19 protein-coding genes are annotated in these 16,771 nt (G+C 73.3%); 5 read left to right on the forward strand and 14 right to left on the reverse strand.

Going from position 1 to position 16,771, the window contains the following annotated elements; genetic code table 11:
- The first annotated feature begins 3 nt into the window (after positions 1 to 3).
- A complete protein-coding gene (locus tag L332_RS17620; protein ID WP_158316682.1) occupies positions 4 to 816 on the forward strand; it encodes a class II glutamine amidotransferase in 813 nt (270 codons plus the stop codon).
- Positions 817 to 945: 129 nt separating this feature from the next.
- Here the strand turns inward: L332_RS17620 and L332_RS17625 are convergent, their stop codons facing one another.
- The 6 genes from L332_RS17625 to L332_RS17645 all read right to left on the reverse strand — a co-directional run bounded on the left by L332_RS17625 (position 946) and on the right by L332_RS17645 (position 4,759).
- The gene (locus L332_RS17625; RefSeq protein ID WP_021009552.1) at positions 946 to 1,164 is read right to left on the reverse strand and encodes a DUF3618 domain-containing protein; all 219 of its coding nucleotides are present in this window, start codon (positions 1,162 to 1,164) and stop codon (positions 946 to 948) included.
- On the reverse strand, positions 1,161 to 1,640 hold the full coding sequence (locus tag L332_RS0114650) for a phage holin family protein (RefSeq protein ID WP_021009553.1): 480 nt from the start codon (positions 1,638 to 1,640) through the stop codon (positions 1,161 to 1,163). Before L332_RS0114650 ends, L332_RS17625 begins: the two co-directional genes overlap by 4 nt.
- Complete coding sequence (locus L332_RS17630) at positions 1,637 to 1,939, reverse strand: hypothetical protein (protein WP_021009554.1); 303 nt, start codon at positions 1,937 to 1,939, stop codon at positions 1,637 to 1,639. The genes L332_RS0114650 and L332_RS17630 overlap by 4 nt, the downstream gene beginning before the upstream one ends.
- Before the next feature lie 129 nt (positions 1,940 to 2,068).
- Entirely contained in the window at positions 2,069 to 4,009 is a 1,941-nt protein-coding gene (locus tag L332_RS17635) for a M13 family metallopeptidase (protein WP_021009555.1), read from the reverse strand.
- 36 nt (positions 4,010 to 4,045) lie between these two features.
- The gene (locus tag L332_RS17640) at positions 4,046 to 4,483 is read right to left on the reverse strand and encodes a type II toxin-antitoxin system VapC family toxin (protein WP_021009556.1); all 438 of its coding nucleotides are present in this window, start codon (positions 4,481 to 4,483) and stop codon (positions 4,046 to 4,048) included.
- 24 nt (positions 4,484 to 4,507) lie between these two features.
- Positions 4,508 to 4,759, reverse strand: coding sequence for a hypothetical protein (locus L332_RS17645; protein WP_021009557.1), 252 nt, complete (start codon positions 4,757 to 4,759; stop codon positions 4,508 to 4,510).
- A 77-nt stretch (positions 4,760 to 4,836) separates the two neighbouring features.
- On the opposite strand from L332_RS17645, the gene L332_RS17650 reads away from it, so the two are divergent.
- On the forward strand, positions 4,837 to 6,153 hold the full coding sequence (locus L332_RS17650) for an MATE family efflux transporter (RefSeq protein ID WP_021064864.1): 1,317 nt from the start codon (positions 4,837 to 4,839) through the stop codon (positions 6,151 to 6,153).
- A gap of 13 nt (positions 6,154 to 6,166) precedes the next feature.
- Here L332_RS17650 and L332_RS17655 read toward each other — a convergent pair whose 3' ends face one another.
- Together L332_RS17655 and L332_RS0114660 are read right to left on the reverse strand one after the other, a co-directional pair.
- On the reverse strand, positions 6,167 to 7,801 hold the full coding sequence (locus L332_RS17655) for a hypothetical protein (RefSeq protein ID WP_021009559.1): 1,635 nt from the start codon (positions 7,799 to 7,801) through the stop codon (positions 6,167 to 6,169).
- A 4-nt stretch (positions 7,802 to 7,805) separates the two neighbouring features.
- Positions 7,806 to 8,864, reverse strand: a complete 1,059-nt coding sequence (locus L332_RS0114660; protein ID WP_021064865.1) for an ABC transporter ATP-binding protein — start codon at positions 8,862 to 8,864, stop codon at positions 7,806 to 7,808.
- Between the two features lie 77 nt (positions 8,865 to 8,941).
- Between L332_RS0114660 and L332_RS17660 the strand changes: the two genes are divergently transcribed.
- Together L332_RS17660 and nucS are read left to right on the forward strand one after the other, a co-directional pair.
- Entirely contained in the window at positions 8,942 to 10,120 is a 1,179-nt protein-coding gene (locus L332_RS17660; protein ID WP_021009561.1) for an MFS transporter, read from the forward strand.
- Positions 10,117 to 10,812 (forward strand): endonuclease NucS, encoded by a 696-nt coding sequence (gene nucS, locus L332_RS17665; RefSeq protein WP_021009562.1) that lies wholly within the window; start codon positions 10,117 to 10,119, stop codon positions 10,810 to 10,812. Before L332_RS17660 ends, nucS begins: the two co-directional genes overlap by 4 nt.
- 27 nt (positions 10,813 to 10,839) lie before the next feature.
- On the opposite strand, the gene L332_RS17670 is transcribed toward nucS, so the two are convergent.
- From L332_RS17670 to L332_RS17690, 5 genes are all read right to left on the reverse strand, one after another.
- Positions 10,840 to 11,541 carry a hypothetical protein gene (locus tag L332_RS17670; RefSeq protein ID WP_021009563.1) on the reverse strand — a complete coding sequence of 234 codons (702 nt, stop codon included), beginning with the start codon at positions 11,539 to 11,541 and terminating at the stop codon, positions 10,840 to 10,842.
- Between the two features lie 163 nt (positions 11,542 to 11,704).
- Positions 11,705 to 13,009, reverse strand: a complete 1,305-nt coding sequence (gene hemL, locus L332_RS17675; RefSeq protein WP_021064866.1) for a glutamate-1-semialdehyde 2,1-aminomutase — start codon at positions 13,007 to 13,009, stop codon at positions 11,705 to 11,707.
- The gene (gene hemB, locus L332_RS17680; RefSeq protein ID WP_021009564.1) at positions 13,006 to 14,010 is read right to left on the reverse strand and encodes a porphobilinogen synthase; all 1,005 of its coding nucleotides are present in this window, start codon (positions 14,008 to 14,010) and stop codon (positions 13,006 to 13,008) included. Before hemB ends, hemL begins: the two co-directional genes overlap by 4 nt.
- 108 nt (positions 14,011 to 14,118) lie before the next feature.
- Complete coding sequence (locus tag L332_RS17685) at positions 14,119 to 15,150, reverse strand: serine hydrolase domain-containing protein (RefSeq protein ID WP_021009565.1); 1,032 nt, start codon at positions 15,148 to 15,150, stop codon at positions 14,119 to 14,121.
- Positions 15,151 to 15,182: 32 nt separating this feature from the next.
- Entirely contained in the window at positions 15,183 to 15,713 is a 531-nt protein-coding gene (locus L332_RS17690) for an AAA family ATPase (RefSeq protein ID WP_021009566.1), read from the reverse strand.
- 290 nt (positions 15,714 to 16,003) lie between these two features.
- On the opposite strand from L332_RS17690, the gene L332_RS30955 reads away from it, so the two are divergent.
- The gene (locus tag L332_RS30955; RefSeq protein ID WP_021009567.1) at positions 16,004 to 16,330 is read left to right on the forward strand and encodes a recombinase family protein; all 327 of its coding nucleotides are present in this window, start codon (positions 16,004 to 16,006) and stop codon (positions 16,328 to 16,330) included.
- Here L332_RS30955 and L332_RS0114665 read toward each other — a convergent pair.
- On the reverse strand, positions 16,282 to 16,771 hold a 490-nt coding region (locus L332_RS0114665; protein ID WP_041203775.1), incomplete at its 5' end, for an IS3 family transposase. The genes L332_RS30955 and L332_RS0114665 overlap by 49 nt on opposite strands.

Genomic DNA, 16,771 nt, shown 5'->3' on the forward strand with positions numbered 1-16,771 from the left:
CGCATGTGCCGATTGCTCGCGCACGTCTCCCCCACCCCTGTCACGACGCAGAGCGTGCTCGGCGACGCGAGCTGCCACGAGTGGCAGCGCCTCGGGCGGCTGCACACCGACGGCTGGGGCACCGCGTGGCTCGACGGCGGCGAGGTGCGCCGCTACCGCGATGCGCGTCGCGGGCTCGACAACCCCGACCTCACCGATGCGCTCGGCGACACGCCCTCGCGCGCTCGGCTCACGCACCTGCGGCTCGCGACCGAGGGCTTCGCGACCCGCGTGCAGAACACGCACCCGTTCCGGGTCGGCGACATCGCGCTCGCGCACAACGGCTCGGTCGTGCCCTTCGCGCCGCTGCGGGCCAAGGTGACGGATGCGGAGCTCGAGCGGGTGGGCGGCGAGACCGACACCGCGGTGGTCTTCGCGCTCATCCTGCGGCAGGTCGACGTCGGCGTGCCGCTCTTCGACGCCGTGACGTCGACGGTCTCGCAGCTGCGGGAGGAGTTCCCGACGTCGGCCCTCAACCTGCTCGTGCTGAGCCCGGACGAGCTCATCGCGGTGCACGCGAACCAGGGCGCGCCGATCCCGCTCGAGCTCTTCGAGGAGTCGGGCCTCGGCGACGACCTGCCGGTCGACCACGTCGACCACTACTACCAGCTGTCGTGGCGGCGCTCGGAGGACGGCGCGATCGCGGTGACCTCGAGCGGGCTCACGGGCGACGGCTGGAACCGCATGCGGCCCGAGACGGCCGTGCGCATCGACCTCTCGACGCTGCACGTCGAGCGCCGCGAGCTGCGCGAAGTCGCCGCGGCCCACGTCGCCTGACGCTGCCCCCGCTCCTGCGGCGACCGCGCCCGGCGTCGAGCGGCGCGACTTGAAGCGGAGCCGATCCCGGCGCGCGGACCCGAGATCTCGGCTCCCGATCCCGAAACGGGGTCCGGATCGCGAAGCGCGCTAGCGGCGGCCGAAGATCGCCAGGGCGATGCCCCCGACGATGAGCACGGCGACGCCTGCCGCCGCGGCGATCCAGGGCGTCGGGTCCTCGTTGTAGGAGTCCTGCGCCCGGCCGACGACGCGGTCGGCGACCTTCTTGGGGTTGACCCGGTCCTCGATCTCGTTGAGGTGCTGGCGCAGCTGCTCGCGCTGGCGATCGATCTCGCGCTGCTCGGTCATCGCACGTCCCCCTCGACCCTCGTCGCTCCGCTCGCGCCCGTCGTCCGCGCCGCGGTCGGCAGGTCGTCGAGCGGGTCGGTGCCGTCGGCCGCGTGCCCGAGGCCTCGCACCATGTTCACGTCGTCCTTGATGCTGTCGACGGCCTGGAGGTCGCCAAAGTCCTTGTTCTTCTTGATGAGCTGGATCCCCACGAGCGCGAGGATCGCCAGGATCACGAGCAGCACGGCCGAGACGATGAGCGCCGAGAGCCACGGCGCGAACGCCTCGTTGAGGCCCTGGTAGCCCGCGTAGAGCAGCCAGCTGAACAGGAAGATGGCCACGACGCCGGCCGCCGCGAGCAGCGCTCCGCCGACCCCGACGCCCTTCGCCTTCTCGGAGAGCTCCTCCTTGAGGTGCCGCACCTCCGCCTTGGCGAGGTCGACGATCATCTGCGGCGTCTCCGCCAGGAGATCGCCGAGCGACTTGCGCGGCGTCATGACACGTCCTCGGGGCGCGCGATCTCGGTCGTGCCGCCGTTGCCGCGGCCGCCCTTGCCCTTGCCGCCCTTCGAGACCTTGCTCATCGCGTCGCCCGCGACGCCCTTGGCCTGCTCGACGAGCTTCGGCGCCTGCGTCTCGACCAGGTGCTGCACCTCGTGGCGCTGCTTCTTGACCGTCGGGTTGTTCCAGACCTTGTCGGCCGCGCTGGCGATCTGCTCGTAGCGCTGGCGACCGGCCTTCGCGCCGAGCACGTACCCGGCCCCGAAGCCGATGACGAGAAGGATCCTGCCGCGCATGTTCGCTCCTGCCGTTGGGGGGTGCCAGCCGTGCTGGCCTCGTGCCTGTTCACGATACCCAGCAACGCCGGGTCCGCGCTCCCAGGTTCCGCTCGGGCGACGCGAAGGAAGTCCCGCGTCGCCGCCCGCTCACCAGATGGTGACGCGGGCCTCCGGGTCGAGCCACAGGCCGTCGCCGGGCTGCACGTCGAAGGCCTCGACGAACGCATCCAGGTTCTTCACCACCTGGTTCGTGCGGTGCTCGTTCGGCGAGTGCGGATCGATCGACACGAGTCGCACGGCCTCCTCCGGGCGGATCTTGATCTGCCACGCCTGCGCCCACGAGAGGAAGAAGCGCTGCGCACCCGTGAGCCCGTCGATGACGGGTGGCTCCTCGCCCGCGAGCGAGTGGAGGTAGGCGCGCCAGGCGATGCCGAGGCCGCCGAGGTCGCCGATGTTCTCGCCGATCGTGAGCGCGCCGTTCACCTTGTGGCCTGGCGCCGCGACGGGCTCGAGCGCGTCGTACTGCGCGATGAGCGAGCCGGTGCGCAGCTCGAAGGCCTTGCGGTCGTCGTCCGTCCACCAGTCGATCAAGCGGCCGTCGCCGTCGTACTTCGAGCCCTGGTCGTCGAAGCCGTGCCCGATCTCGTGCCCGATGACCGCGCCGATCGCGCCGTAGTTCGCCGCCGCATCCCGCCCCGCGTCGAAGAACGGCGGCTGCAGGATCGCGGCGGGGAAGACGATCTCGTTGAAGCCCGGGTTGTAGTAGGCGTTGACCGTCTGCGGGTTCATGAACCACTCGTCGCGATCGATCGGCTTGCCGATCTTCGCGAGCTCGCGGTCGTGCTCGAAGCGCGTCGCCGCCTGCACGTTCGCGACGAGGTCGTCGCCGATCTCGAGCGCGGAGTAGTCGCGCCACTTCGCCGGGTAGCCGATCTTGGGCGTGAACTTCTCGAGCTTCTCGATCGCGCGGCGGCGCGTGTCCTCGCCCATCCACTCGAGGCCCTCGATCGACTCGCGGTAGGCGATCACGAGGTGCTCGATGAGCACGTCCATCGCGGCCTTCGCCTCCGGCGGGTAGTGCCGCTCGACGTAGATCCTGCCGACCGCGTCGCCGAGCAGGCCCTCGACGAGCGAGACGCCGCGCTTCCAGCGCTCGCGCTGCTCGGGCGCACCCGTGAGCGTGCGGCCGTAGAAGTCGAACTGGTCCTTCGAGATCTCGGTCGTCAGGTAGCTCGCGAACGAGCGCAGGATGCCCATGCGCAGCCACGTGCGCCACTCCGGCAGCCGCTCGTCGACGAGCATCGACTCGAGCCCCTCGAAGAAGCTCGGCTGCCGCACGACCGCCTCCTCGAACGCGCCGTCGGGCGCGTGGACGGCCCGCAGCCATGGCCGCAGGCGCTCGTAGCGCTCGACCGGGCGCTGCAGGTTGTAGGTCTTCTCGTCGTCGCGGGACGCGACGCGGTCCCAGTGGTGGGATGCGAGCTCGGTCTCGAGCGCGAAGACGGCGGCCGCGTCGGCGTCGGCCTGGGCAGCGCCGAGGTGGCCGAACATCGTCGTCAGGTGGGCGAGGTAGGCCTCGCGCACCTCGGCGAAGGACTCCTCGCGGTAGTACGACTCGTCGGGCATGCCGAGGCCGCCCTGGTTCATGTGCACGAGGTAGCGCGTGGGGTCGCCCGGGTCGGTGTCGACCCACACGCCCGTGAACCCCGGGCCGCCGATCGACTCGAGCTCGCCGAGCAGCGCGAGCAGCTCGTCGATGCTCGAGACGGCCTCCGCGCGCTCGAGCAGCGGCCGGATGGGCTCGATGCCCTTCGCGTCAGCGGCCTGCTCGTCGAGGAAGGAGGCGTAGAGGTCGCCGACCTTGCGGGCGTCGGTGCCCGGCTCGGCGTCCTGCATCTCGATCACGATCTCGCGCACCGCGGCCTCCGCCTCCTCGGCGAGCACCGCGAACGAGCCCCAGCGGGCCTTGTCGGCCGGGATCTCGGTGCGCTCGAGCCAGCGCGAGTGGACGTGCATGAACAGGTCGTCCTGCGGCCGGACCTCGTCGTTGAAGTCGTCGACGGGCAGGCCAGAGGGCAGGGTCGTCATGCGCCCCAGCCTATTGGCGCGCTCGACGCCCGGCGCTCAGCGCAGCAACTGCTCCGGCGTCCGCCACTTGACTCCCTCGAAGCGGGAGAAGTCGTTGTCGTACGAGACGATGTCGGCGCGATGCTCGAGCGCAAGCGCCACGAGGTGCGCATCGTTGACGAGGTTGCCGCCGCGGCCGACTCCGCGCAGCGCCCGCAGCAGGGCTCGCGCATGCTCGGGGCCGGGCGCGACCGCACGACCACCGGGCGCAGCCAGCCACTCGTCGACCTGCTCCATCGCGTCGTCGATCGTGAGCGGCTGCGGGAAGAGGCCCTCCTTCGTCGCGAGCCGCACGAACGCGAGCAGTGCGACCCACGAGAGGCCGACCGTGTCGCCGCCGCCCAGGGCGCGATCGAGCCAGCGCTTGGATGCCTCGTGGTGCGGGGCGTCGGCGTTCACCGCGTACAGCAGCACGTTCGCGTCGACGATCCTCACCCGCCGCTCCTCACTGGACGTTCCTCATTGGCCCGCCCGCATCCGGCGGATCAGCTCGGCGTCCTCGTCCTCCGCCGCGAGCTGCAGCGCTCGATCGAGATCGATCGCCGGCCTCCCCATCGATCGAGCGCGCGTCTCGAACGGCGGGGCGCTGCCCTGCTGCGCTCCGGCGCGGATCGCATCGTTGAGCGCGCGCTTGAACGAGACGCCGCGCTCCGCCATCAACCGGCGCACGAGCGACTCGGTATCAGGGTCGAGGGTCACCGTCGTCCGCATGGTGACAGCATATCGTCACCACGCATGATGCCTTGCTGTCGAAGAGCGGCGAGGCACAGGCTCGCTAGCGTGGACGGGTGCGGGTGAAGGCGGATGCGCTCGATCGGGAGATCCTGCGGCTCGCGGTCCCCGCGCTCGGCGCCCTCATGGCCGAGCCCGCGTTCTTGCTCGTCGACACGGCGCTCGTCGGGCACCTCGGCGCCGAGCAGCTCGCGGGCGTCGGCATCGGCGCGGCGGTGCTCTCGACCGCCGTGGGCCTGCTCATCTTCCTCGCCTACGGCACGACACCCGCGGTCGCACGGCTCGTCGGCGCCGGCGACCGGCCCGCCGCGATCCGCGCGGGCATCGACGGCATCTGGCTCGCGATCGTCGCGGGCGCGGTGCTCGTCGCGGCCACGCCGCTCGCGGGGCCGGTCGTCGGGCTCTTCGGAGCCGCATCCGCCGTCACCGAGCACGCGGCGGTCTACCTCGGCATCTCGATCCTCGGGCTGCCCGCGATGCTCATCGTGCTCGCCGCGACGGGGCTCATGCGCGGCCTGCAGGACACCCGCACGCCGCTCGTCGTCGCCACCATCGGCTTCGCCGCGAACGCCGCGCTCAACGCGCTGCTCATCTACGGCGCCGGGCTCGGCGTCGCGGGCGCCGCGCTCGGCACCGTCATCGCGCAGTGGGGCATGGCGGCGTTCTTCCTGTGGTTCGCGGTGCGGGAGGCGCGCCGGGAGGGCGTGCCGCTCGGCATCCACTGGGGCGACCTCGGCCGCACGGCCTCGACGGGCGGCTGGCTCTTCCTCCGCACCCTCTCGCTGCGGGCGGCACTGCTCGCCACGACGGTCGTCGCGACGCAAGCGGGCACCGCGACGCTCGCCGCGACGCAGATCGCCTTCACGCTCTTCTCGACGCTCGCGTTCGCGCTCGACGCGCTGGCGATCGCCGGGCAGGCGATGCTCGGCAAGGCGCTCGGCGCGGGCGACGTCGCCGAGGCCCGCGCGGTCACGCGGCGGCTGCAGGCGTGGGGCGTGGGGTTCGGATGCGTCGTGGGCGCCCTCCTGCTCGCGGTCGCGTGGGTGCTCGGTGGGGTCTTCACCTCCGACCCCGCGGTGCTCGAAGCGCTGCCGATCGCGCTCGTGCTGCTCGCGCTCGCGCAGCCGATCGCGGGCTTCGTCTTCGTGCTCGACGGCGTGCTCATCGGCGCGGGCGATGCGCGCTACCTCGCGCTCACGGGCGTGCTGAACCTCGCCGTCTACCTGCCGCTCCTGCTGCTCGCGCTCCTGCCGGGCGTCGATGCGCTCGCCGTCATCTGGGCGGCGTTCTCGTTCGGCTACCTCGGCGCGCGAGCGACGACGCTCGGACTGCGGGCGCGCTCCGACGCGTGGATCCGCACGGGCCGGCGCTGACGCATCCGCCCGGTCAGACGACCGCGTCGCGGCGCGAGAAGCGCAGCGCGGCCGCGGCGAGGAGCGCCGCCGCGATGGCGGCGAGCCACCGGGAGCCCGTCCAGTCGGGCTCCGCGGCGAGCGGGTTCGCGATCCAGTGGAAGGGGCTCAGGACCTCGATCCACTCCCATGGCTCGCCGAAGAGCGGCGCGAAGTCGCCCGCGAGCATGAGGCCGACGAGCAGCACCCAGCCGAGCCACGCGACCGCCGCCGGCACGAAGGCGACGATCGCCGCGCCGACGGCGAGGTAGACGGCGACGAGCGGCACGTGGGCGCCGGCGATCGCGACGAGCTGGCCCCAGCGGTCGTCGCCCGCCGCGCTGAGCGAGGCTCCGGCGACGGCGGTGAAGGAGGCGAGAGTCGCGAGCCCGGCGACGGCGCCGACGAGCAGGTGGCTCGCGAGCCAACCGGTGCGGCGCACCGCGGCGGCGAGCACGAGCTCGCCGTGCGCGAGCTCCTCGTGGCGGAGCCGCAGCGCCGCCTGCATCGCGGCGGCGCTCGCCATGAGGCCGATGAACGCGGCGAGCGCGCTGAGGAAGACGCCCTCGGTGTCGTCGCCCTCCGCGCCGAGCGTCGAGACGATGCGGGACAGCCCCGGATTGTCGGCGAGCGCGCTCGCGACGACGGGCGCGAGCCGGCCCGCGATCGCGCCGACCGCGGCGGCGACGAGCACCCAGGCGAGCCCTGCGCCGAAGAGCAGCCGCGCGGTGAGCCCGAGCGGAGCGCCGCCGGGCGCGGTGCCGAGGATGGCGCCACCCGCTGCGCGCCCGCCGCGCTCGGGCAGGAGCGACCCGCCGAGCTCGCGGCGCGACTCGAGCAGCACGACGAGCGCGCCGAGCACGAGCGCGGCGGCGGGCAGCAGCAGGAGCGGCGTGGCATCCGGCGACCACGGCGGGTCGGCGAACGGATGCGCCTGGGCGCCCCAGCCGATCGGCGAGAGCCACACGGGCCAGGCCGCCTCGACCCGCGTGAGGTCCGCGCTCGGCTCGCCGAGCGCATCCCCGATCCCGCGCACGAGGAACCACGCGCCGACGACGATCGCGGCGGCGCCGTTCGCCGCGCGCGACGTCGGCAGGGCTTGCGCGGCGAGCAGCCCGACGAGCAGCGCGAGCGCCCCGACGCCCGCGAGCGCCGCCGCCATGAGGAGCGAGCCCGTCGCGTCGAGGCCGAGCGCGATCGAGACGGCCGCGGTCGCGCCGCACACGACGGCGAGCTCGACGGCGCCCGCGAGCAGGGTCGCCGCGAGCGGCGCCCACCGGCCGACCGCCGTGCCGCGCACGAGCTCAGCCCGGCCGGCGTCCTCGTCGCCGCGCGAGTGCCGCACGGCGAAGGAGGTCATCATGAGGCCGACCATCACGGCGAGGTAGGCGAAGGTCGAGACGAACATGACCGCGCCGAGGCCGATGCCGGCGGGCGCACCGCGCAGCAGCAGGAGCGCCGGCTGCGCCGCGAGCAGCGCGACGAGCCCGCGCCGGGACTCCTCGTCGAACGCCGCTCCGACACCGCCGACGACCGCGGCCCAGAGCCCGGCGACCCCGATCACCCAGAGGGCGAGGCTCAGCCGGTCGCGGCGCAGTGCCGCGGCGAGGAGCAAGCGGGTGCCGTCCACCGCCTCACTCCGCGTGTCGACCGCGGCGGCGCGCGGCAGGCTCCGGCCCCGCCGACGGCAGGACGCCCGTCGAGGCGATCGGGCCGGTCAGCTCCTCCGGCTCGGCGAGCGCCTCGACGTCGGGCGCGAGCAGCTCCTCGCCGTGCCGCTCCCCCTTCGCGCGCTCCGAGCGCGCGCGATCGACGCGCTCCGCGTCGCCGTAGTGGCGCAGGAAGAGCTCCTCGAGGCTCGGCGGCGTGAGGGTGACGGCCTGTGCCTCCCGCTCTCCGAGCCAGCGGAGCACCGCGGGCACGTCGTCCGGCGCGACCGAGCCGCGCACGCGCTCGCCGTCGACGGCGACGTCGACGATCGGCACGCCGATGGGCGCGGGACCGCGGTAGGCGACGACCGCGTGCCGGAGGTGCCGCAGCTGGTCGAGCGAACCGCTCTCGACGATCCGCCCGTCGCGGATGATCGAGACGACGTCGCACAGGCGCTCGACCTCGCTCAGGATGTGGCTCGAGAGCAGCACGGTCGCGCCGCGCTGGGCGACCCGGCGGATCTCGGCCTGGAAGACGCTCTCCATGAGCGGGTCGAGCCCGCTCGTCGGCTCGTCGAGGATGTAGAGGTCGGCCTCGCTCGCGAAGGCTGCGATGAGCGCGACCTTCTGGCGGTTGCCCTTCGAGTAGGCCTTCGCGCGCCGGCGCGGGTCGAGGTCGAAGGCCTCGATGAGCCGGGCGCGGTCGGAGGCGGGGGCCCGGTGGCCGCGGAGGCGCGTGAGGGTGTCGATCGCCTCACCGCCCGTGAGGCCGGGCCAGAGCGTCACGTCGCCCGGCACGGTCGCCACGCGCCGGTGGATCGCGACTGCGTCGCGCCACGGGTGCATGCCGAAGACGCTCGCCTCGCCGCCCGTCGCACGCAGCATCCCGAGCAGCACCCGGATCGCCGTCGACTTGCCGGCGCCGTTCGGGCCCAGGAAGCCGTGCACCTGCCCCTGCTCGACGACGAGGTCGAGCCCGTCGAGCGCGCGCACGCGCCCGAATCGCTTCTCGAGCCCCTGCGTCTCGATCACCGGCCCCGGCACGCCGCCGACGCTACTCCCCCGGGGCGCGACCGTCACGGGCTGCCGTGCCCCGGGCCCGGCACGGCAGAATGGGGCGAGTGCACTCCGTGACCGCCTGGCGCAACGCCGTCTTCGCCGCCTTCTTCGCGATGGGGTTCGGCTACGCGAGCTGGATGGCGCGAGTGCCGCACGTGCGCGACATGCTCGACGTCTCGACCGGCGAGATGGGCATGCTGCTGCTCGGCATCTCGATCGGCTCCGTGACCGGCCTGCTCATCGCGAGCCACGTCATCCATGCCCTCGGCACGCGGCTCGTCGTCTCGATCGGCATGATCGCCGTCTCGGTGGGGCTCTCGACCGCCGGCTGGGCCGCCGACGCGGGCATCGCCTGGCTCGTCGTCGGCGGGTTCATCCTCGGCGGCAGCCTCACCGGCATGACCGACGTCGCGATGAACATCTCGGGCGCCGCGAACGAGCGCGCGCTGGGCAAGCCGATCATGCCGATCTTCCACGCCTTCTTCTCCTTCGGCACCGTCGCGGGCGCGGGCCTCGGCGCGCTGTGCGAAGCGCTCGGCATCGGCGTCGGGTGGCAGGCGACGGGCGTCGCGCTCCTCACCGCCGCGCTCGGCATCACGATCTACCGCTACCTCCCCGCCGACACGGTCGCCGAGCACGAGGAGCCCGTGACGCTCCGCGAGCGGCTCGCGGTCTGGAAGGACCCGCGCACGCTCATGCTGGGCCTGCTCGTGCTCGGGATGTCGCTCACCGAGGGCTCGGCGAACGACTGGCTCGCGCTCACGATGGTCGACGGCCACGGCTTCTCGAACGAGGGCGGCGCGATCATGCTCGCGCTCTTCCTCACCGCCATGACGGGCGGCCGGCTGCTCGGCGTCATGCTGCTCGAGCGCTTCGGCCGCGTGCCGGTGCTGCGCGGCACGGCCGCCCTCGCCGCGATCGGCCTGCTGCTCGTCATCTTCGCCGACCAGCCGGCGCTCGTGGTCGTCGGAGTGCTGCTGTGGGGCGTCGGCGCGAGCCTCGGCTTCCCCGTCGGCATGAGCGCCGCCGCCGACGAGCCGCGCCTCGCCGCCGCGCGCGTCGGCACCGTCTCTGCGATCGGCTACATCGCCTTCCTCGCCGGGCCGCCGCTGCTCGGCCTGCTCGGCGACCTCGTGGGCCTCCGCCTCGCGATGCTCGCCGTGCTCGTCTTCGTGCTGCTCTCGCTGCTCACGAGCCACGTGGCTCGCGAGCGCACCCCGACCCCCGAGGAGTCCCGATGAGGATCGTCGTCGCCCGCTGCTCCGTCGACTACGCCGGCCGGCTCTCGGCCCACTTGCCGCTCGCGCCGCGCGTGCTCATGCTCAAGGCCGACGGCTCGATCCTCGTCCACTCCGACGGCGGCTCGTACAAGCCGCTCAACTGGATGAGCCCGCCCGCCGTGTTCACCGCATCCGAGCCCGACGACGAGCAGCGCGCGGCGGGCATCACCGAGGTGTGGACGGTCACGCACCGGAAGACCGGCGACTCGCTCATCGTGTCGGTGCACGAGGTGCTCTCGGATGCGTCGCACGAGCTGGGCGTGGATCCCGGGCTCGTGAAGGACGGCGTCGAGGCGCACCTGCAGGTGCTGCTCGCCGAGCAGATCGAGCGGCTCGGCGATGGCTTCGAGCTGTGGCGGCGCGAGTACATGACCCCGATCGGGCCGGTCGACATCCTCGCGCGCGACGCCGAGGGCGCGACCGTCGCGGTCGAGATCAAGCGGCGCGGCGAGATCGACGGCGTCGAGCAGCTCACGCGCTACCTCGAGCTGCTCAACCGCGACCCGCGCATCGCGCCCGTCACGGGCGTGTTCGCGGCGCAGGAGATCAAGCCGCAGGCGAGGACGCTCGCCGAGGACCGCGGGATCCGCTGCGTCGTGCTCGACTACGACGAGATGCGCGGCATCGACTCGGGGCACGCGCGGCTCTTCTGAGGCCTCGGCGGCCGAGCCGGCCGGGGTCTAGGCGGAGTAGGGGTCGATGCGCTCGCGCCAGCCGGCGGGGCTCTGCGGCGGCTCGTCCTCCCGCGAGGCGTACGGGTCGACGCGGTCGGGCGCGGGGGCGGATGCGGCGGGCACGGGATCCTCGCGCGACGCGTACGGCGTGACGTGGTCGGGCATCCGGCCGCCCGGCTCGGGCAGCGCGTCCTCGCGCGACGCGTACGGCGCCACGCGCTCCGGCGCGGGCGCGGAGCCGGCGGGCACGGGGCCGTCATGCGACGAGTAGGGCTCGACGCGCTCGCGCCAGCCCGCCGCCGGCGGGGCGCCGCCGAAGTCCTCGTCGACGAACGGCGCCGACGAGGGCACGGCGAAGGCCTGGCCTGCCTCGCCGAACGGCTCTTGCGGCTCGCGCTGCTGCGCTGCATCGGACTGCGGCACGGTGACCTCCCACGGCTCCGGCGGCGGACTGCTGAAGCTGACGGCGAGCGGGTGCTCGGCCGGGCCGGCGGGCTCGGGCCGCTCGAGCCGCAGGCCCGCGGCGTCGGTGCGCGTGCCGCACTTGGGGCACTGGAGCGCGGCGACGCGGCCGTCCTCGTCGACGTCGACGACGCATCCGCCGATCACGACGTCGCCCGCGTCGGCCACGTCGGCGATCGTGCCGTAGCCCCAGACGATCTCGCGCATGGCGGTGCCGCACTCGGGGCACGCCGACGCCTTCGCCATGCGCACACCGTAGTCAACCCGCGCGCAGCCCACCACCCTCGCGAGCGCAGAGTTCCGGCACTCTGCGCTCAGCGGGGCGCGGAATCGCAGAGTTCCGGCACTCTGCGCCCAGCGGGGTGCGGAATCGCAGAGTTCCGGCACTCTGCGGAGCGCAGAGCGGGCGCTAGGCGATCGTCGCGGCGGCTGCCGCCCTCGCGGCGGCGGGGAGCGCCTCGACGATGCGCGCGAGCGGCTCGTCGCCGTGCGCCGCGGTGACGAACCACGCCTCGAACACGCTCGGCGGCAGGCTCACGCCCGCGTCGCGCATCGCGTGGAAGAACGGCGGGTAGCGGAACGCCTCCTGCTGCCGCACCTCGTCGAAGCTGCGCGGCGCCGTCTCGGCGAACGCGACCGAGAAGAGGCTGCCGACCCGGCTGATCGAGTGGGCGACGCCCTCGGCCCGCAGCGCGTCGGCTAGCGCCGCCGTGATGGTGTCGGCGGCGGCGTCGAGCCGCCGGTAGACGTCGTCGGTCGCGAGCCGCAGGGTCGTGAGGCCCGCCGCGACCGCGACCGGGTTCCCCGAGAGGGTGCCCGCCTGGTAGACGGGGCCGAGCGGCGCGAGCAGCTCCATGAGGTCGCGGCGGCCGCCCACCGCGGCGAGCGGCATGCCGCCGCCGATGACCTTGCCGAAGGTGAGCAGGTCGGGCGCCTCGTCGCCGCTCCAGCGCTCGATGCCCCACATGCCGGCGGCGTCGACGCGGAAGCCCGTGAGCACCTCGTCGCTGATGAGCAGCGCGCCGTGCGCGTGCGCCGTGCGGGCGAGGAAGCCGTTGAAGTCGCCGTCGGGCTCGACGACGCCCATGTTGGCGGCCGCGGCCTCGACGATCACCGCGGCGATGCGGTCGCCGTGCTCGGCGAAGACCGCCTCGATCGCGTCGCGGTCGTTGTAGGGCACGACGAGCGTCGTCGCCGCGACGGCCTCCGGGATGCCGGCGGAGCCGGGCATCGCGAGCGTCGCGAGGCCGGAGCCCGCCGCGACGAGCAGGCCGTCGGAGTGGCCGTGGTAGTGCCCGTCGAACTTCACGAGCAGGTCGCGGCCCGTCGCGCCGCGCGCGATGCGGATGGCCGTCATCGTCGCCTCGGTGCCGGTCGAGACGAGCCGGAGCCGCTCGACCGGGCCGACGCGGCGCTCGACCTCCTCCGCGAGCAGCGCCTCGGCGGGCGTCGAGGCGCCGAACGAGAGGCCGTGGCTCGCGGCGTCCTGCACCGCCTCGATCACCTCGGGGTGCGCGTGGCCGAGGATCGCGGGGCCCCAGCTCGCGACGAGGTCGACGAGGTCGCGACCCTCGGCATCCGTCACGTAGGCGCCGTGCGCGCGCACGAGGAACGAGGGCGTGCCGCCGACCGAGCCGAAGGCCCGCACGGGACTGTTGACGCCGCCGGGGATGGCGAGCTTCGCCCGCTCGAACAGCTCGGCGTTCGTGCTCATGAGCGTGCCCCCGTCGATCCGAGCCCCATCGTGCCGAGCAGCTGCGCCTGCTCGATCGCCCAGTAGGTCAGCACGACGTCGGCGCCCGCGCGCACGATGCTCGTGAGGCTCTCGGCGATCATGCGGTCGCGGTCGATCCAGCCGTTCGCGGCGGCGGCCTCGACCATCGCGTACTCCCCCGACACCTGGTAGGCCCACACGGGCACGTCGGATGCGGCGGCGACGTCGGCGAGCACGTCGAGGTAGAGGCTCGCGGGCTTCACCATCACGATGTCGGCGCCCTCGGCGATGTCGAGCAGCGCCTCGCGGAGGCCCTCGCGGCGGTTCGCCGGGTCCTGCTGGTAGGTCTTGCGGTCGCCCGTCAGGCTCGAGTCGACGGCCTCGCGGAACGGCCCGTAGAGGGCGGTCGCGTACTTCGCCGAGTAGGCGAGGATCGCCGTGTCGACGTGGCCCGCGTCGTCGAGCGCCGCGCGCACGCGCTCGACCTGGCCGTCCATCATGCCGCTGAGGCCGAGGATCTGCGAGCCGGCCTCCGCCTGGGCGATCGCCATCGCCGCGTAGCGCTCGAGCGTCGCGTCGTTGTCGACCGAGCCGTCGGCCGCGAGCACGCCGCAGTGGCCGTGGTCGGTGAACTCGTCGAGGCACAGGTCGGTCTGCACGACGGTCGCGTCGCCGAAGCGCTCGGCGAGGAAGGCGGTCGCGCGGTTCAGGATGCCGTCGGGCTCGGTCGCGCCCGAGCCCACCGCATCCTTCTCCTGCGGCACGCCGAAGAGCATGATGCCGCCGACGCCCGCCTCGACCGCGCGCTCGACCTCCTGCGCGGCCGAGTCGAGCGTGTGCTGCACCTGGCCGGGCATCGAGCCGATCGGCCGCGGCTCGGTCAGCCCCTCAGCGACGAACATCGGCAGCACGAGCTGCGCGGGGTGGATGCGGGTCTCGGCCATGAGGCGGCGCATGGGAGCGCTCTGCCGCAGCCGGCGGGGGCGGATCGTGGGGGACATCCCCTCCAGGGTACTCTCGCCGCTCCGCGCGGACCGGGGCGCGGTTGCGCCGACAGCGCACGCGCCGGGGGAAGCAGCGCTGCGACCGCCCGTCGTCGAGAACGCCGGTCAGCGGTCGCCGAGTGCTCCGCCCAGCTCGGCGTCGACCGCGTCGCCGAGCGCGCCGATGAGGCGCCAGCCGCCCTCGGAGCTGTTGCCGAGCACGCTCACCGTCGTCCGGGCGGCGACGAGGTGCGTCGAGCGGAAGGAGGCGCCCGCGTCCCAGCCCTCGAGGATGAGCGCGTCGTGCGTGCCGTGGAGCCAGAAGCCGAGCCCGTAGCGCTTCTCCTCCTCCGGCACGTCGTGGCGCGGGCGGATCATCTCGTCGACGGTCGCGCGGGCGACGATCCGCCCGTCGAGCAGCGCGAGCCAGAAGCGGTGCAGGTCGTCGGCGGTCGTGAAGATGCCGCCGTCGCCGTTGCCGAGGATCGGCAGGTGCAGGGTGTTGACGAGGTCGCCCTCGTCGTCGATGTAGCCGCGCGCCGCGTCGGCGGGCAGCGCGTTGAGCGGCGGGAAGCCCGTGCGCTCGAGCCCCGCCGGCTCGAGCACGAGTCGGCGCACGGCGTCGTGGTAGGTCTCGCCCGTGACGCGCTCGAGCACGATCGCGAGCACCATGTAGCCGCCGTTGCAGTAGGCGAAGCGCTCGCCGGGCGCGAACTTCTGCGGCTGGCCGTCGAGCATCGGCAGGAACGCCTCGGCGGTCGTGAGCGAGTGCGCGGGCACCGTCAGCACGTAGTCGGCCGGCTCCCAGTCGGAGTCCTCGTCGAGGTAGTCGCCGATGCCGGAGGCATGACCGAGCAGCTGCTCGATCGTCACGCGCTCGTCGATGAGCGGGAGGTCGTCGCCGAGCAGCTCGCGCACGGGCTGATCGAGCCGCAGCTCGCCCCGCTCGACGAGCCGCATGATCGCGAGCGCCGTGAAGCCCTTGCCGCCGCTCGCGATCGCGATGCGCGCGTCGGCACGCATCGGCACGCCGAGCGCGCGGTGCAGGTGACCCGCGACGAGCTCGAGCGTGCGCTCGTCGCCGACGTCGATCGTCGCGACGCCCGTGAACGAGCCCTTCGCCACCGCCTCGTCGAGCGCTCCCTGATCGGTGTGCATCGTGTGCCTCCTGCTGCCGTCGAGCGCCCACGCTACCGCCGCGCCGCGCCGGCGGCGTCGACGGGGCGGTCGAGCAGCCGTCCGTCGGCGATCGACCAGCGGCGCGTGAGGCCGAGCCGCTCGAGGAAGGCCTCGTCGTGGCTCGCGACGATGAGCGCCCCGCGGTGGGCGGCGAGCGCCTCGACGAGCCGGTCGGTCGAGTCGAGGTCGAGCGAGTTCGTCGGCTCGTCGAGCAGCAGCAGCTGCGGCGCCGGGTCGGCGAGCAGCAGCCGGGCGAGCGCGAGCCGGAACCGCTCTCCGCCCGAGAGCTCGCGCGCGCGCTGGTCGGCGCGCGCGCCGCGGAACAGGAACCGGGCCAGCTGCGCCCGCACATCCTGCGGCGAGCGGCCGGGCGCCGTCTCGCGCACGGCATCGACGAGCGTCGCGTCCTCGTCGTCGAAGCGGATGCGCTGCGGCAGCATCGCGGTCTCCCGGATGCGGTGCGTGACCTCAGCGACGGGCGCGGGCGCCGGCTCGGCAGCGACGACCGCGGCGATCGCCTCGAGCAGCGTGGTCTTCTCCACTTGGTGTATCTGACGCACCTAGTCAGTGGAGGTGATCGGCATGGATGTCGAACGCAAGAAGAACGTCGTGGCGTACGTGCGGGTGGCCCGCGCGCGAGCCGTTGGCGGGGATGCAACAGCACAGCGACGAGCCATCGAGCGTTACTGCCGCGAGAACAACCTAGTCGTCGCAGCGACGCTGCAGGCAACCCGCCTGGCAGTCGATCGGTCCTCGAAGGAGGTGCTTCGCGCACTGGCGCGATGCCCCTTCGATGTGTCCTTGAGGCAGGGCTCCGATCGGGGCGGTCGTCATGCTCTCTAGGGCAACAACGAGCAGCACCGGGACGATTACGGAGCAGGTGCTGGTCTATCTGAGGATCAGCGAGGACCGCACCGGGGAGGAGGCCGGGGTCGAGCGACAGCGAGACGACTGCCTCTCGCTGTGCGCCCGGCTGGGCCTGGACGTTGCCGAACCCGACGTTTTCTTGGACAACGACACGTCCGCCTACCTCGACAAGAAGCGACCGGACTTCGCGCGAATGCTCGCCCGGATCAAGCTCGGTGAACCGTCCCCGGTTCTCTGCCGCTCCTATGCGGGTGCCAGCACCGGGTGTGATGGCGTTTCGAGGTCAGCGTAGTACGCGGCCTCGAACTCCTCGGGAGGGACGTCGCCGAGGGTGGAATGCAGGCGCCTGGCGTTGTACCAGTCGACCCATTCAGCGGTGACCCATTCGACGTCCTCCAGCTGCTTGAGCGGACCGGTCCGGAAGGGCGAGTCGTCGCGAATCGCTTCGGTCTTGAACAGCCCGATCGTCGACTCGGCGAGGGCATTGTCATACGCGTCGCCGATCGAGCCGATCGACGCAGCGATGCCCTCCAGGGCGAGCGTCTCGGCGAAGCTCACGGACGTGAATTGAGACCCGGCATCGCTGTGATGGACCAGTCCGTCGAGCGCCGGGCGGCCGGCTCGGTCGCGCCGCCACAGGCCCATCCGCAGCGCCGTGGTCACCAACGGCGTCGTCTTCGTGGTCGCGGCCTGCCAGCCGACGATCGCGCGTGAGAAGCAGTCGATCACGAAC

The sequence above is a fragment of the Agrococcus pavilionensis RW1 genome (assembly GCF_000400485.1).
Taxonomy (GTDB): domain Bacteria; phylum Actinomycetota; class Actinomycetes; order Actinomycetales; family Microbacteriaceae; genus Agrococcus; species Agrococcus pavilionensis.